Origin of the sequence: Polaribacter ponticola, from assembly GCF_026191475.2 — a bacterium.
Taxonomy (GTDB): domain Bacteria; phylum Bacteroidota; class Bacteroidia; order Flavobacteriales; family Flavobacteriaceae; genus Polaribacter; species Polaribacter ponticola.
Genome location: NZ_JAOSLC020000003.1, coordinates 877,255 through 891,769 on the forward strand (window position 1 = coordinate 877,255; position 14,515 = coordinate 891,769).

The 14,515-nt window shown below is 28.8% G+C and carries 18 protein-coding genes; 16 read left to right on the forward strand and 2 right to left on the reverse strand.

Annotated elements, in window-relative coordinates; genetic code table 11:
• The first annotated feature begins 171 nt into the window (after window positions 1-171).
• From N5A56_RS08945 to N5A56_RS08970, 6 genes are all read left to right on the forward strand, one after another.
• The gene (locus tag N5A56_RS08945) at window positions 172-366 is read left to right on the forward strand and encodes a hypothetical protein (protein ID WP_274270350.1); all 195 of its coding nucleotides are present in this window, start codon (window positions 172-174) and stop codon (window positions 364-366) included.
• A 171-nt stretch (window positions 367-537) separates the two neighbouring features.
• On the forward strand, window positions 538-2,631 hold the full coding sequence (gene pta / locus N5A56_RS08950; protein WP_274270351.1) for a phosphate acetyltransferase: 2,094 nt from the start codon (window positions 538-540) through the stop codon (window positions 2,629-2,631).
• Between the two features lie 2 nt (window positions 2,632-2,633).
• Window positions 2,634-3,818, forward strand: a complete 1,185-nt coding sequence (locus N5A56_RS08955; RefSeq protein ID WP_265725145.1) for an acetate/propionate family kinase — start codon at window positions 2,634-2,636, stop codon at window positions 3,816-3,818.
• A gap of 212 nt (window positions 3,819-4,030) precedes the next feature.
• Window positions 4,031-4,750 (forward strand): YebC/PmpR family DNA-binding transcriptional regulator, encoded by a 720-nt coding sequence (locus N5A56_RS08960; RefSeq protein WP_265725146.1) that lies wholly within the window; start codon window positions 4,031-4,033, stop codon window positions 4,748-4,750.
• A gap of 215 nt (window positions 4,751-4,965) precedes the next feature.
• A complete protein-coding gene (locus N5A56_RS08965) occupies window positions 4,966-5,346 on the forward strand; it encodes a hypothetical protein (RefSeq protein WP_274270352.1) in 381 nt (126 codons plus the stop codon).
• Window positions 5,347-5,498: 152 nt separating this feature from the next.
• Window positions 5,499-5,876 carry a M23 family metallopeptidase gene (locus tag N5A56_RS08970; protein WP_265726119.1) on the forward strand — a complete coding sequence of 126 codons (378 nt, stop codon included), beginning with the start codon at window positions 5,499-5,501 and terminating at the stop codon, window positions 5,874-5,876.
• A 72-nt stretch (window positions 5,877-5,948) separates the two neighbouring features.
• On the opposite strand, the gene N5A56_RS08975 is transcribed toward N5A56_RS08970, so the two are convergent.
• Complete coding sequence (locus N5A56_RS08975) at window positions 5,949-6,785, reverse strand: TIGR00266 family protein (RefSeq protein ID WP_265725148.1); 837 nt, start codon at window positions 6,783-6,785, stop codon at window positions 5,949-5,951.
• 180 nt (window positions 6,786-6,965) lie between these two features.
• Between N5A56_RS08975 and N5A56_RS08980 the strand changes: the two genes are divergently transcribed.
• Complete coding sequence (locus N5A56_RS08980; protein ID WP_265725149.1) at window positions 6,966-7,109, forward strand: hypothetical protein; 144 nt, start codon at window positions 6,966-6,968, stop codon at window positions 7,107-7,109.
• A gap of 6 nt (window positions 7,110-7,115) precedes the next feature.
• On the opposite strand, the gene N5A56_RS08985 is transcribed toward N5A56_RS08980, so the two are convergent.
• Complete coding sequence (locus tag N5A56_RS08985; RefSeq protein WP_265725150.1) at window positions 7,116-7,571, reverse strand: DUF4442 domain-containing protein; 456 nt, start codon at window positions 7,569-7,571, stop codon at window positions 7,116-7,118.
• A gap of 236 nt (window positions 7,572-7,807) precedes the next feature.
• On the opposite strand from N5A56_RS08985, the gene N5A56_RS08990 reads away from it, so the two are divergent.
• From N5A56_RS08990 to pdhA, 9 genes are all read left to right on the forward strand, one after another.
• Entirely contained in the window at window positions 7,808-8,242 is a 435-nt protein-coding gene (locus tag N5A56_RS08990) for a DUF4870 domain-containing protein (RefSeq protein ID WP_265725151.1), read from the forward strand.
• A 17-nt stretch (window positions 8,243-8,259) separates the two neighbouring features.
• Window positions 8,260-8,604, forward strand: a complete 345-nt coding sequence (locus N5A56_RS08995) for a PadR family transcriptional regulator (RefSeq protein ID WP_265725152.1) — start codon at window positions 8,260-8,262, stop codon at window positions 8,602-8,604.
• On the forward strand, window positions 8,597-9,292 hold the full coding sequence (locus N5A56_RS09000; RefSeq protein WP_274270353.1) for a PspC domain-containing protein: 696 nt from the start codon (window positions 8,597-8,599) through the stop codon (window positions 9,290-9,292). Before N5A56_RS08995 ends, N5A56_RS09000 begins: the two co-directional genes overlap by 8 nt.
• Window positions 9,293-9,326: 34 nt before the next feature.
• Window positions 9,327-10,325, forward strand: a complete 999-nt coding sequence (locus N5A56_RS09005) for a hypothetical protein (protein WP_420793203.1) — start codon at window positions 9,327-9,329, stop codon at window positions 10,323-10,325.
• A 97-nt stretch (window positions 10,326-10,422) separates the two neighbouring features.
• Entirely contained in the window at window positions 10,423-11,148 is a 726-nt protein-coding gene (locus tag N5A56_RS09010; protein WP_265725154.1) for a head GIN domain-containing protein, read from the forward strand.
• A gap of 28 nt (window positions 11,149-11,176) precedes the next feature.
• A complete protein-coding gene (locus N5A56_RS09015) occupies window positions 11,177-11,701 on the forward strand; it encodes a nuclear transport factor 2 family protein (protein ID WP_265725155.1) in 525 nt (174 codons plus the stop codon).
• 268 nt (window positions 11,702-11,969) lie between these two features.
• Complete coding sequence (locus tag N5A56_RS09020; protein ID WP_265725156.1) at window positions 11,970-12,641, forward strand: M15 family metallopeptidase; 672 nt, start codon at window positions 11,970-11,972, stop codon at window positions 12,639-12,641.
• 77 nt (window positions 12,642-12,718) lie between these two features.
• Entirely contained in the window at window positions 12,719-13,390 is a 672-nt protein-coding gene (locus N5A56_RS09025) for a hypothetical protein (RefSeq protein WP_274270355.1), read from the forward strand.
• A 132-nt stretch (window positions 13,391-13,522) separates the two neighbouring features.
• Window positions 13,523-14,512, forward strand: a complete 990-nt coding sequence (gene pdhA / locus N5A56_RS09030; protein ID WP_265725158.1) for a pyruvate dehydrogenase (acetyl-transferring) E1 component subunit alpha — start codon at window positions 13,523-13,525, stop codon at window positions 14,510-14,512.
• Window positions 14,513-14,515 lie beyond the last annotated feature (3 nt).

The following is a 14,515-nucleotide window of genomic DNA, read 5'->3' on the forward strand; positions in this document are numbered from 1 at the left end:
AAATTCCAAAATAAGATATCGTAAAAATAAAGATGGAAAAAAATTACTGTAGATTACAAAAAAATAAAAAAAGCTACTCAACACTATAAAACGCATAATGCATTTTATACTTTTAAAATAAAACAAGGTCATACTGTTCCTGTTTTACTACAACTTGTTAAATCTGGAAAAATGTATTTATATAAAATAGATTTTACCCGAAATTCTAATTTTGGCGGCGGTATGTCTATGTCTTCTAATCATTCTGAATATTATGTTTGTAAAAACGATAAAGATGTTGTTACAACATTTAATGCAAGCGGGCTTTTTATAGAAGACGGTTTTAGAAAAAAAGTAGAATTCTCTTTAAAGATTGCCCTTTATTAATAGAGAAAATAAATAATAAAACTTGGAAAATGAAAAATATTCCTAAAATAATTGACTTTTATAACAAAAGTTGCCATACAAATTAAATTTTCTTAATTTTAAAAATGACTAATATCACTATTAGTCATTTTTTTATGCCTTATTTTTGATTCATAATTCTCACAAAAGCAAATGAGCAAATCTATATACATTACCACAATAGAACCCAATAGCGGTAAATCTTTAGTTTCTTTAGGTATTTTAAGAATGATGCTAAATCAATCTTCTAAAGTTGGGTATTTTAGACCAATAATTAATAAAACTAAAAATAATTTTTACGATGATCATACAAATACAGCAATCAATTTTTTTAACTTAGATCTAAAGTATGAAGATTGCTATGCTTTTGAACAAAGTGAAGTTGTAGAATTATTAAGTGAAGGAAAAACCGACTTAGTTATACATAACATTATAAAAAAGTATAAACAACTAGAAAAAAAATATGATTATGTTTTAGTTGAAGGAACCGATTTTTCTGGAGAAGGAGGTTTTACAGAATTAGATGTAAATCTTATGGTTGCTAAAAATCTTGGCATACCTGTACTTATTATAGGAGCTGGAAACGATAAAAAGAAAAAAGATTTTATTAATACTATGCAACTCTCCTACACTTCTTTTATTCAGAAAGAAGTTGATGTTATTGGTGTAATTGCAAATAAAATTGAATTAGATGAAATTGATTTTATAGAAAAGGAGTTAAAAAAAGCAATTCCTTCTGAAGTACATATAGATGTAGTACCGAAAATAGATTTTCTAGCATACCCAACTATAAAAGAAGTTGCAGAAACTTTAAACGGAAAAATACTTTTTGGCGAGCAATTTTTAGACAACTCTATAGGCAGCTATAGCACTGGAGCAATGCAACTTCGCAATTATTTAACTAGAATTAAAGACAATGCATTAGTTATAACACCTGGAGATAGAGCAGATATTATATTAGGAGCATTACAAGCAAACGCTTCTAGTAATTACCCTAAAATTGCAGGTATTATTTTAACCGGTGGTTTAACTCCAGAAGATGCTATTATAAAATTAATTGAAGGAGTACAATCTACAGTTCCTATTATTTCTGTTGAAGGTGGAACTTTTAGTATTTCCAATAAAATTGGCGCTGTAAAACCCAAAATTTATGCTACTAACAACAAAAAAATACTATTAGCTTTAAATACTTTTGATACTTATATTAATGTAAAAAGACTTAACACAATATTATCAAAATTTAGTTCGGATAAATTGACACCTAGTATGTTTCAGTACAATTTATTGCAAAAAGCTAGAGTTAACAGAAAACACATTGTTTTACCAGAAGGAAATGATGACAGAATAATAAAAGCAGCTGCTAGATTACAGTTATTAAATATTGTTGATTTAACTTTATTAGGTGAAAGAAATGAGATTCAACAAAAAGCAGATCAATTAGGATTACAAATAGATTTAGATAAAATAAATATTCTAAACCCAGAAGATTCTATTCATAATAATAGTTTTTCTAAAACATTATACGAAGCCCGTAAACACAAAGGTTTAACAGAAACAACTGCCAAAGATTTAACTAGAGATGTTTCATATTTTGGTACTTTAATGATTTTAACTGGTTTAGCAGATGGTATGGTTTCTGGAGCAGTACATACTACCATGCATACTATAAAGCCTGCATTGCAAATTATTAAAACAAAACCTGGAGTTTCTGTGGTTTCTTCTGTATTTTTCATGTGTTTATCAGATAGAGTTTCTGTTATGGGAGATTGTGCAGTTAACCCAAACCCGAATGCAGAACAACTAGCAGAAATTGCAATTTCTTCTGCGCAATCTGCAGAAGCATTTGGAATTAAAGCAAAAGTAGCTATGTTATCTTATTCTTCTGGCAGCTCTGGTAAAGGAGAGGAAGTAGAAAAAGTTAGAAAAGCTACCGAAATAGCTAAAAAAATAAATCCGGAATTATTAATTGAAGGACCTATACAATACGATGCAGCTGTAGACATTTCTGTTGCTAAAACTAAAATGCCCAATTCTAAAGTTGCAGGTCAGGCATCAGTTTTAATCTTTCCTGATTTAAATACAGGAAACAATACATACAAAGCAATACAAAGAGAAACTGGTGCATTAGCAATTGGGCCAATGCTACAAGGATTAAACAAACCTGTAAACGATTTAAGCAGAGGTTGTACTGTAGATGATATTTTTAACACTGTTTTATTAACAGCTATTCAAGCAAATCAAAAATAAATATGAATATTTTAGTTTTAAATGCAGGTTCATCTTCCTTAAAATACCAAGTAATAGAAATGCCTGCACAAATTGTAAAATGTGTTGGTTTAGTGGAAAGAATTGGTTTTGATGATGCTATTTTTACACACGAAAATGACACACAAGAATATTTAGAAGTTTTACCAATTTTAAATCATGAAATTGGTTTACAAAAGATTGCAAAAACTTTATTAGATTCAAAAATTGGAGTTATAAATTCTGTAGATGAAATTGAAGCTGTTGGCCATAGAGTCGTTCATGGAGGTAGTAAATTTAGTAAAACAACAATTGTAGATAAAGAAGTTAAAGATAGTATTCGAGAATTATTTGATTTAGCTCCACTTCATAATCCTGCAAATTTAACTGGTATAGAAATTGCAGAAACAATTTTTACATCAGCAAAACAAATTGCAATTTTTGATACTGCCTTTCATCAAACTATGCCAAAAGAAGCATACCAATATGCTATTCCAAATTCATATTTAGAAGAACATAAAATTAGATCGTATGGCTTTCATGGAACAAGTCATAAATATGTTTCTGAAAAAGCTGTAGAATATTTAGGCGAAAAGTCTAAAAACATAATTACAATTCATTTAGGCAACGGCTGTAGCATTTCTGCTATAAAAAATGGTAAAAGCATCGAAAACTCTCTAGGTTTTGGTCCAATGAATGGCTTAATCATGGGAACTCGTTCTGGTGATATAGACCAATCTGTTATTTTCTTTTTGATGAAAAAATTAAATAAATCTATAGAAGAAGTTAACAATTTATTGCAAAAAGAATCTGGAATGCTTGGTTTAACAGGTTTTTCCGATTTACGTGAAATAGAAGATGCTGCAGAAAAAGGAGATAAAAAATGTAGTAATGCTTTACATATAGCAGCGTATAGAATTAAAAAATATATTGGCGCTTATGCCACAATATTAAACGGTTTAGACGCTATTATTTTTACTGCTGGCATTGGAGAAAACTCCTCTTTAATGAGAAAATTAACTTGTGATAACCTAAACTTTTTAGAAATAGAAATTGATGAACAGAAGAACAAGACTCGTTCTAAAGAAATAAGAGAAATTCAATCGAAAGCATCAAAAGTAAAAGTTTTGATTGTACCTACAAATGAAGAGATTGAAATTGCAAAACAGTCTTACAATCTTTTAAAATAAAAGTGCTTCTGAGTATAAAATACTCAAAAACACTTTAAGGTTGGGGAACCATTTACCTTATACAATGTAATTTTTAAAGTTAGTATTATATATTAAATTATAAAATACCTAGTATTAGGTATTTTTGCTTTTTAAATTATTTATTTATAATTGTAAAAGAGCATACTAATATTTACATTTGTAAGTATTATAAATTAAACAATCATTTAGAAATGGGTAGAGCATTTGAGTTCAGGAAAGCAAGAAAGATGAAACGTTGGTCGGCAATGGCAAAAACTTTTACCAGAATTGGTAAAGATATTGTTATGGCTGTTAAAGAAGGTGGGCCAAATCCTGATACTAATTCGAGATTAAGAGCAGTTATGCAAAATGCTAAAGCTGCTAACATGCCTAAGGATAATGTAGAAAGAGCTATAAAAAAAGCAACCGATAAAGACACTGCAAATTATAAGGAAACTCTTTTTGAAGGTTATGCACCTCATGGAATTGCTGTAGTTGTAGAGACTGCTACAGATAATAACAATAGAACTGTAGCAAATGTAAGGGCTGTTTTTAATAAATGTGACGGAAATTTAGGAACTTCTGGCTCTGTAGTCTTTATGTTTGACCATACATGTAACTTTACTGTAAAAAAAGAAGACATTTCTATAGACATGGAAGAGCTAGAGTTAGAATTAATAGATTTTGAAGTAGAAGAAGTATTTGATGATGAAGAAGGAGTTATCATTTACGCTCCTTTTGAACAATTTGGAGCTATACAATCTTTCTTTGAAGAAAACAATGTAGAAATTTTATCTTCTGGTTTTGAAAGAATTCCAACAACAACAACATCTACTTTAACTGAAAATCAAAAGGCTGATGTAGAAAAACTTTTAGAAAAACTTGAAGAAGATGATGATGTACAAAACGTATATCATTCTATGGAAAATTAATAGCTTTACTTTTTAGAAACAAAACCATTTATTGATAAAAAATATAATTTATGAGAAACATAATTCTATTCCTATTTTTTTTCAGTTCCATAAATTCTTTTTCGCAAACAAAAAAAGAAACAATTGAAGACATGGTTGATCTTTTTAAAGATCAATTTAATGAATTCGAGTACAGTAGCATTTTCGATACTTTTTCTACAAGTTTTAAAAAAGTAATGCCCTTAGAAAAACTCTCTCCTTTATTAAAATCAATACAAGAAGAAAAAGGTGATATTTTAGAAACAAAATTTCATAAATACCAATTTGGATGGGCAAGTTTTAAAACTTACTTTGAGAAAGACAGCTCTCTTCTTAGATTGGAAGTTGACAGAAGCTTCAATATTTCTGGTTTAAAATTTTCTGATTTGGCAAATAAATCATCAACCAAAAAAGAGGAAAAAAGTTTCCTTGAAATTAAAGATACAATTTCAACAGTTAATTTACCTAAACCTAATACAATCTCCGAAACTGTAAATAGCATAACAGTTAAAACAAATACTTCTGTATTGAAAAAAAGTCTAATCTTAGACTACCTTTTAAAGGAGAATGGACTCTAGCTTCTGGTGTTGGTATTACAAGTAACAATATTAACTTTAAAAATATTGCACAAAAAAATGCGTTTGATTTTGTTATAACAGATACTAATGGAAAAACATTTAAAACAGAAGGAAAAACAAATCCTGACTATTATGCTTTTGGAAAAGAAATTATAGCTCCTGTAAATGCTAAAGTAATTATGGTTGTAGACGGTATACCAGATAATGATCCAGGAGTTTTAAACCCTATTTTTATTCCGGGAAATACTATTATTTTACAAGCTGAAAATAAAGATTTTTTATTTCTATCTCATTTTAAACAAAATAGTATTAGCGTTAAAGTGGGTGAATCTGTTATAAAAAATCAATTATTAGGTTTATCTGGCAACTCTGGAAATTCATCAGAACCTCACCTACATTTTCATATTCAAAATAGAGCAGATATGATTAAAGGTGTTGGAATTAAAGCTTTTTTTAAAGACATTATTGTGAATGGAACTTTGAAAAACAATTACTCTCCATTAAAAGGAGAAATCGTTAAAAATAACTAATAAAATATTTCATTCAAAAAAATCCCAAACCGTTAAAAAGGCTTGGGATTTTTTTATTAAATACTAGTTCAACTAAAATCGATTATCTCCATCCAATAAATCACCTATTCCACCTAAAATACTACCTTCTCCTTTTGTTCCGTTTCCTGTTCTAGGCGCCATCGCTAAAACTCTACCTGCTAATCTACTAAATGGCAAAGATTGTATATAAACTGTTCCAGGTCCCTTTAAAGTAGCAAAAAACATTCCTTCACCACCAAAAACTGTGTTTCTTATTCCGCCAACAAACTCAATATCATAATTAACATCTTGTGTAAAACCAACAATACAACCTGTATCTACCTTTAAGACCTCTGCAGGTTCTAATACTTTTTTAGCCATTGTACCACCAGCATGGATAAAACCTAAACCATCACCTTCCATTTTTTGCATGATAAAACCTTCGCCACCAAATAAACCTCTACCTAATTTTTTAGAAAACTCGATTCCTATAGAAACTCCTTTTGCTGCACATAAAAAAGCATCTTTTTGGCAAATAAATTTACCACCAAATTCTGTTAAATCTATAGGTATAATTTTACCTGGATAAGGTGAAGCAAATGAGATTTGTTTTTTACCAACTCCATCATTTGTAAAAACAGTCATAAACAAACTTTCTCCAGTAAGAATTCTTTTACCTGCAGAAAATATTTTTCCCAATAAACCTTTATCTTGATTAGATCCATCACCTAAAATGGTATTCATTTTAATATTGTCATCCATCATCATAAAAGTTCCTGCTTCTGCAACAACACCTTCTTGAGGATCTAACTCAATTTCTACAAATTGCATTTCTTCTCCAAAAATCTTATAATCTATTTCGTGAGCATTTCTATTTGATGACCTTTGTGGTATTCTATCTTGATACATAATTTCTTTTTAAGGCTTATAATTATTAGATGATGAATTTATTAAAATGTTACAATAAAAAATATCTTAGTTTTAAAGTTACTAAAAAATTGGAATTGAAAATGATTTCTAACAATTATTTAACTTTTACTTAGTACTGTGTTATAAAATGTTATTTACTTTTGATATAAGATTATAATTATGAAATATTTATCTCCAGAAATAGAAGCTTTATCAAAGCGATTTGAAGTTACAAAATCTTTAGCACGCACAAATGTATCTTGTGGTATTTTTCAAGATTGCGATTACAATGAAAAAAGACCAACATTATATAAAAAAGAATAACCAACTTTAGTTTTTTACTCTAATACTCCAATGAAATTGAAAATTAGAGACCTTTACTCCATCTTTATTTTTACCTTCTGAAGTTAATACAATTAGCTGCCCTTCTCCTGTTTTTATAGATCTTTGTATTGCATCTCTTATTTCTTCGCCACCAGTACAGGTAAAAGTAATTCTACCCGTTGCTTTTTTAAAAAATTGCGCTTCTTGATGTGTTACTAACATAGAAACTTTTCTTTTAGAATCGTCAATTGCTTTCATTACCAAAATACCAGTTGGCATTTCTGCTGCCATACCTTGAGCTGCCCAAAACATACTTTTAAATGGGTTTTGATTCATCCATCTATGCTTTATAGTTACAACTACCTCATTATCTGTAATAGACCTTACTCTTACGCCTCCAAAAAAGGCTAATGGAAGTTTAATTAAATTAAAAAAATTGACTTTAACAGGTGTAAATTTCATTTATATTTTTTAAAAAAAGTTAATTATTTATTTTTAATTGAATTAAAAATAAATTTGACCACAAGATAGTGTTTTTCTATAAAACCTAACAACAACAAGACTTATAAGCTTTTAAACACATATGAAACCTCATTTACAAATGTTAAAGAAATGTTAATTATAGTACTATGTATTGCATAATACCTTATTTAAAACATATATTTGCATAGGATAGTATTATAATTATTTTAGAAAACATGAAAACAAATAACGAAAACACAAATGCTTTTTTAATTCATATATCTGCTTTTGCTGGTTTTATATTTCCTTTTGGTCATATAATTACACCATTAATTGCGTGGCAAACATTAAAAGAAAGAAGTACTTTTTTAGATGAACAAGGTAAAGAAGCTGTAAATTTTAATATTAGTTATACACTTTATGTTTTTCTCTTAACCATAACATTTATTCCTTTTGCTTTTGGTTCTTTTTTTAGAAACCATAACAATTTCTTTAACAACAACCATATTAATTTCGATTTAGACTTTACTAATATGTTTGGATTTATAGGTTATGGATCTATTACAGGTATTATTTATTTAATAGGAATTGCATTAGTAATTATTGCCTCAAAAAAAGCAAGAGATGGAGAAAATTACAAATATCCATTTACAATAAAATTTATAAAATAAAAATTTAAACCACAAATATGAAGATTGAAAACACAAAAGCGCAAATGCGAAAAGGTGTTTTAGAATTTTGCATTTTATCTATCTTAAAAAATGGAGATGCTTATACTTCTGAAATACTTAAAACGCTAAAAAGTGCAGAAATGATTGTGGTTGAAGGAACCATTTATCCGTTACTAACTCGTTTAAAAAATGCAGGTTTATTAACTTACAGATGGGAAGAATCAACCTCAGGACCACCAAGAAAATATTACGTTTTAACAGAAAACGGAGGCATGTTTTTAAAAGAATTAGATAAAACATGGAACAATTTAGTAAATGCAGTACACCAAGTAACTAGTAAAAAATCGACTACAAATGAATAAGACTATCAACATAAATTTAGGCGGATTTTTCTTCCATATAGATGAAGTTGCCTATCAGAAATTACGAAGATATCTCGAATCGATTTCTAAATCGCTAAGTGATGATCCTCAAGGAAAAAATGAAATTATAGCAGATATAGAAGCTAGAATTAGTGAGCTTTTATCTGAAAAAATAACAGATGCAAGACAGGTTGTTAACGAAAGCGATATAGACGATATTATTGTTATTATGGGCCAACCAGAAGATTATGCTGAGGCTGAGCAAGAATATAATGATGCTAGTTATTCATATAAAAGAAATAGTGCGTCTGGAAAAAAATTATTTAGAGATGGTGATGATAAATTTTTAGGAGGTGTAGCATCCGGAATTGCACATTATTTTGATTTAGATACTATTTGGGTTCGTTTAGCATTACTTGCTTTATTCATTTTTGGAGGCTTTGGTGTTTTACTATATATTATTCTTTGGATTTTATTGCCAGAAGCTAAAACAACTGCAGAAAAACTGCAAATGGAAGGCGAACCTGTAAATATTGATAATATAGAGAAAAAGATACGAGAAGAGTTTAACAATGTTTCAGAAAATGTATCGGTTTTTGCAAATCAAGCATCAGATAAAATTAAAGAAGGTGCAAGTGAGTTTTCAGACAAAATGAGCAAAACTTTTTCAGCAAAGACAAAAAAATAACGGAGTAAGCGATTTTGTTGATACGCTTGGTAAAATTATTCTTGCAATTTTTAAAGTAATTGGTAAGTTTATTGGTATCATTATCATCTTTGTTTCTGCTGCTGTTATTTTATCTCTAATTATTGGAGGGTTTTCTGTAGGAAGTTTAGAATGGTTAAATGTTGATGGAGAGTTTTTACATTATCCACCATTTTTTATAGATTCTATAATACCAAAATGGTTACTTACATTATCTGCCTTTTTGCTGATAGGTATTCCGTTCTTAATCCTATTTATTTTAGGTTTACGAATCTTATCTAGCAATGTTAAAAAACTAAGCAAACCAACATCTTTAACATTATTAGGTATCTGGATAGTTGCTTTATTAGCAATGATTTTTACAGGCTTAGATTTTGGAACATCGCACTCAACTTATGGTCAATCAACAGAAAAAAATATTTTAAATATCGCTAAAAACGATACGCTTAATATAAAAATGGTAAATGATGATGATATTTATTACCGTCATAACTTAAGAAGAAGTTACCGAAGAGAAGAAGTTGAAATTAATGGTAAAAAAATGACCTATTCTAATTACGTTAAAGTTGATGTAAAAAAGAGTAATTCTAGTAACAACTATGTAATTATTCAAAAAGAATCTAAAGGTAAAAACAAAAGTAGCGCAAATTCTAATGCTAAAAAGATTAGCTATGAATACGAAATTGAAGGTAATACAATAATGCTAGATGCTTTTTATTTATCAGACTTTAAAAATATTTGGAAAGACGAAGAGATAAAAATCACTTTCTATGTTAAAGAAAATGTAACAGTTTATTTTGATAATTCTACTAAAACTTTTTTAGACGATGTTAAAAATGAAACTGACATTTATGATAAAGACATGGCAAATCATTATTTTAAAATGACAGACCAAACACTTACATGTACCAATTGTGATAATGAAATTGAAGAAGATGTTGAAGTAGAAACGAAAGTTACGCCTTCTAAAAAAGTAATTAAAAAGTCTAAAGAACTTGAAGAAGAAATAATTTAAAATACAACTCAGCCAAATAAAACAACAATTCGGGAACCAAAATTTCTTTTTAAACGTCTTGTATAAGACATTTGAATCGTAAATAAAATAAGTCATTATGAAAACACCAATCACAAAAATTATAACACTACTATTTGTAGTAACATTATTTAGCTCTTGTGCTGTAGATATGTTTAATAAAATTAGCGGAAACAGAAATGTAGTTACAGAAAACAGAAATACTAAAGAAGATTTTACAAAAATTAAAGTTAGTACAGGTTTAGATTTGTACCTAACACAAGGTTCTAAAAATAAAATTTCTGTAGAAGCAGATGAGAATTTACAAGACATTATTATTACAGAAGTAAAAGAAGGTGTTTTAAAAATTTATGCTGAAAAAAATATTTGGAGAGCAAAGGCTAGAAAAGTATATGTAACTATAGAAACTTTAGAAGCAATATCTGCAACCAGTGGTTCTGATGTGTATACAAAAGAAACTATAAAAGTAAATGATGTAAAAATTAGTGCTACTAGCGGTGCAGATATTAATATGTCTGTTAATGCTAATTATGTAGAAACAAGTGCTACAAGTGGTTCTGATATTGAGATTTCTGGTTCTAGTATACATCATATATCTAAAGCAACAAGTGGTGCTTCTATAGATGCTTACCAATTACACAGTAAAAACGTAACCGCAAAAGTAACAAGTGGCGCAGATATTAATGTATATGCTTCAGAAAGTATAAACGCAAGAGCAACAAGTGGTGGCGATATAGATTATAGAGGAAACCCTAAAAACGTTGATAAAAAAGAGTCTTCTGGCGGAGATATTTCTGCTAAATAAGTTAACAAGCAATTTAAAAAAACGAACCATGAATTCACTTTTAACACCTTTTAAAGAATCGTACTTAATTAAAATTTGCATTGCAATTGTACTTTTCTTTTATAGTTTAATGGGTTTTGGACAGGTTGATAAAAATTCAGATTTATATAAAACACTTAAATCTAAAGATAGTATTGTTTTTGAAAGAGCTTTTAACAAGTGCGAGGTTCAGAAATTAGAATCGATTATTGCAAAAGATATTGAGTTTTACCACGATATTTCTGGAGTGCAAAACAGAGAAGAATTTATTAATGCAATTAAAATAAATCTTTGCTCTAAACCAGGGGTTTTTACAAGAAAACTTATAGAAAGTAGTTTAGAAGTGCATCAGCTAAAAAGTAATGGTAACGTTTATGGAGCTATACAAAATGGCAAACACGATTTCTTTATCAAAGAAAATAACAAAATAAGAAAAACAGGAACAGCACAATTTACACACCTTTGGGTTTTAAAAAACAAAACTTGGAAACTAAAAAGAGTTTTAAGTTTTGATCATAAAGCTGCAAAAGAATAAAAATTTATTAGAAAGCTAACTTCTAATATTAGTACTAATACTTGGTTTTATTAGTTTACTTGGTAAGTCGTCGTTTTTCACAAAACGACGCTTACTTTTTAATTTTCTAAATTACTTATCTAAACTCTTATTATCAGTGATAAAAAATATAGATATCAAGTTTATAAACAAATCAGTAAATGCAATTAAAGTAGGTGAATTTTAACTCTATTACCATAATAAAAAATACAAGTAAAATTGATAAAATCATTTTCTGTATTTTTGAGAGATGAAAAACCTTTTTTTCTTTTTTACATGTATAATTAATTTTTCTGTTTTTAGTCAGAATTTACCTAATGGTTTCGTCTATTTATCTGAAATTGATAATAGTATTAAAACTGAGTTACGTTATTTGGGTGATAACAATTTTATAGGAAAACCAATTAATGGTTATTATAACAATTGTGTTATAGTTACCAAAGAAACTGCAGATGCTTTACACAAAATACAAACTGTTTTAGCTAAAAAGGGATTAAGCCTTAAGGTTTTTGATGCTTACAGACCACAGCAAGCAGTAAATCATTTTGTAAAATGGGCTAAAGTTTTAAATGACACTTTAATGAAAAGTGAATATTACCCCAAAGTACCAAAATCAGAATTATTTAAAAGAGGTTATATCGCTTCTAAATCTGGTCATACAAGAGGCAGCACAGTAGATTTAACAATTGTAAATTTAAAAACAGGTAAAGAGTTAGATATGGGAAGTCCTTATGATTTTTTCGGAATTGAGTCCCATCCTTTTTATCAAAATGTCGAGAAAAGTCAAAAAGAAAACAGAATGCAATTACGAACTATTATGCTTGCTAATGGTTTTAAACCTTATGATAACGAATGGTGGCATTTTACATTAAAAAACGAACCTTTTCCAAAAACATATTTTAATTTTCCTATTAAAAGTTAAGTTTTAACAATTTGTGTAGAGCCTTGGATAAAATCGGCATTATATTTGTTTAATAATTGTTATAAATCTTATAATAAATGAAACCTTTTTTTAAATTTTTAATTGTTTTTAGCTGTACATGTCTTTCTACAAACTTTTTTGCCCAATTAGACAACAATAAAAGTAGCAAAGAAAAAGGTAAAATAAAAGGCATTATTTTAAACAATTCTAAAGAAGTTGTAAAACCAAAATCTTTAGAATTAGACGGCAAAGAAGGTTTTAAGAATGCTTTTGACAAAGAGAAAGAAAAGTTAAAAAAACAAAAAAAGGAAGATGATTTAAAAAACAAAGGCATACTTACAAAAGCAAAAATAAGTGAAGAACGTTTTTTAAAATCTTTTAAAAAAATTAACGGTCAATATATTTACCCTAAAATAGATCAAGATTTAGGCAGTTTCAGAACTGGTTCTAAAAGTGTAAATATTATTTGTAGAGATTATCAATATCCAGATGGAGATCGAGTAACAATTTTCATAAACAATATACCTGTTGTACATAATATTACTTTAAGAAGTAGTTTTCAAAAATTTAATATTCCGTTAGAAATTGGTCTAAATACAATTTCAATAAAAGCATTAAATCAAGGGACATCTGGCCCAAATACTGCTGCCTTTAAAGTGTATAGTGCCAATGGTAAGTTAATTTCTTCTAACGAATGGAATCTTGCAACTGGCGCCAAAGCCACCTTAGTCATAGCAAAAGACAAATAAAGTTCTCTTCGAAATCGTTTTCGCTAAATTTAAAAAATCAAGTTTTTTTATTCTTTAAAAAACAGTTATTTTTGTAGTTATAGATTATTATAAGCTAAGCTTAAACGTTTAAACAAACAACAACATATAAGAATGAAAGAAATCACTAAACAAACCTATTTAGATTGGTACAAAGACATGCTCTTCTGGCGTAAATTTGAAGACAAATTAGCATCAGTTTATATTCAACAAAAAGTAAGAGGTTTCTTACACTTGTATAATGGACAAGAAGCTATTTTAGCAGGAGCTTTACATGCAATGGACTTATCTAAAGACAAGATGATTACTGCATATAGAAATCATGTTCAGCCAATTGGTATGGGAGAAGATCCTAAAAAAGTAATGGCAGAATTGTATGGTAAAGTAACTGGTACTTCTAAAGGTATGGGTGGTTCTATGCATATATTTTCTAAAGAATTCGGTTTTTATGGTGGTCATGGTATTGTTGGTGGCCAAATACCTTTAGGTGCTGGTATTGCTTTTGGAGATAAGTATAAAGGAAGTGATGCTGTTACTTTAACGTGTTTTGGTGATGGTGCTGCAAGGCAAGGTTCTTTACACGAAGCTTTTAATATGGCTATGTTATGGAAACTTCCTGTAATTTTTATTGTTGAAAACAATGGTTATGCAATGGGAACTTCTGTAGATAGAACTGCTAATCATACAGATATTTGGAAACTTGGATTAGGATATGAAATGCCTTGTGGACCAGTAGATGCAATGAACCCAATTAAAGTAGCCGAAGCTGTAGATGAAGCTATACAAAGAGCAAGGCGTGGTGATGGCCCTACTTTCTTAGAAATGAAAACATACAGATATAGAGGTCACTCAATGTCTGATGCTCAGCACTACAGAACAAAAGACGAAGTAGAAGAATATAAGAAAATTGACCCAATAACTCAAATTTTAGACATTATTAAAGAGAAAAAGTATGCTACGGATGAAGAAATAGCTGCTATAGACAAAGATGTTAAAGATAGAGTAAAAGAATGTGAACAATTTGCAGAAGACTCTCCATACCCAGAGACACAGCAATTATATGACATGGTGTATGAACAAGAAGATTATCCTTTTATAAGTTAAGAT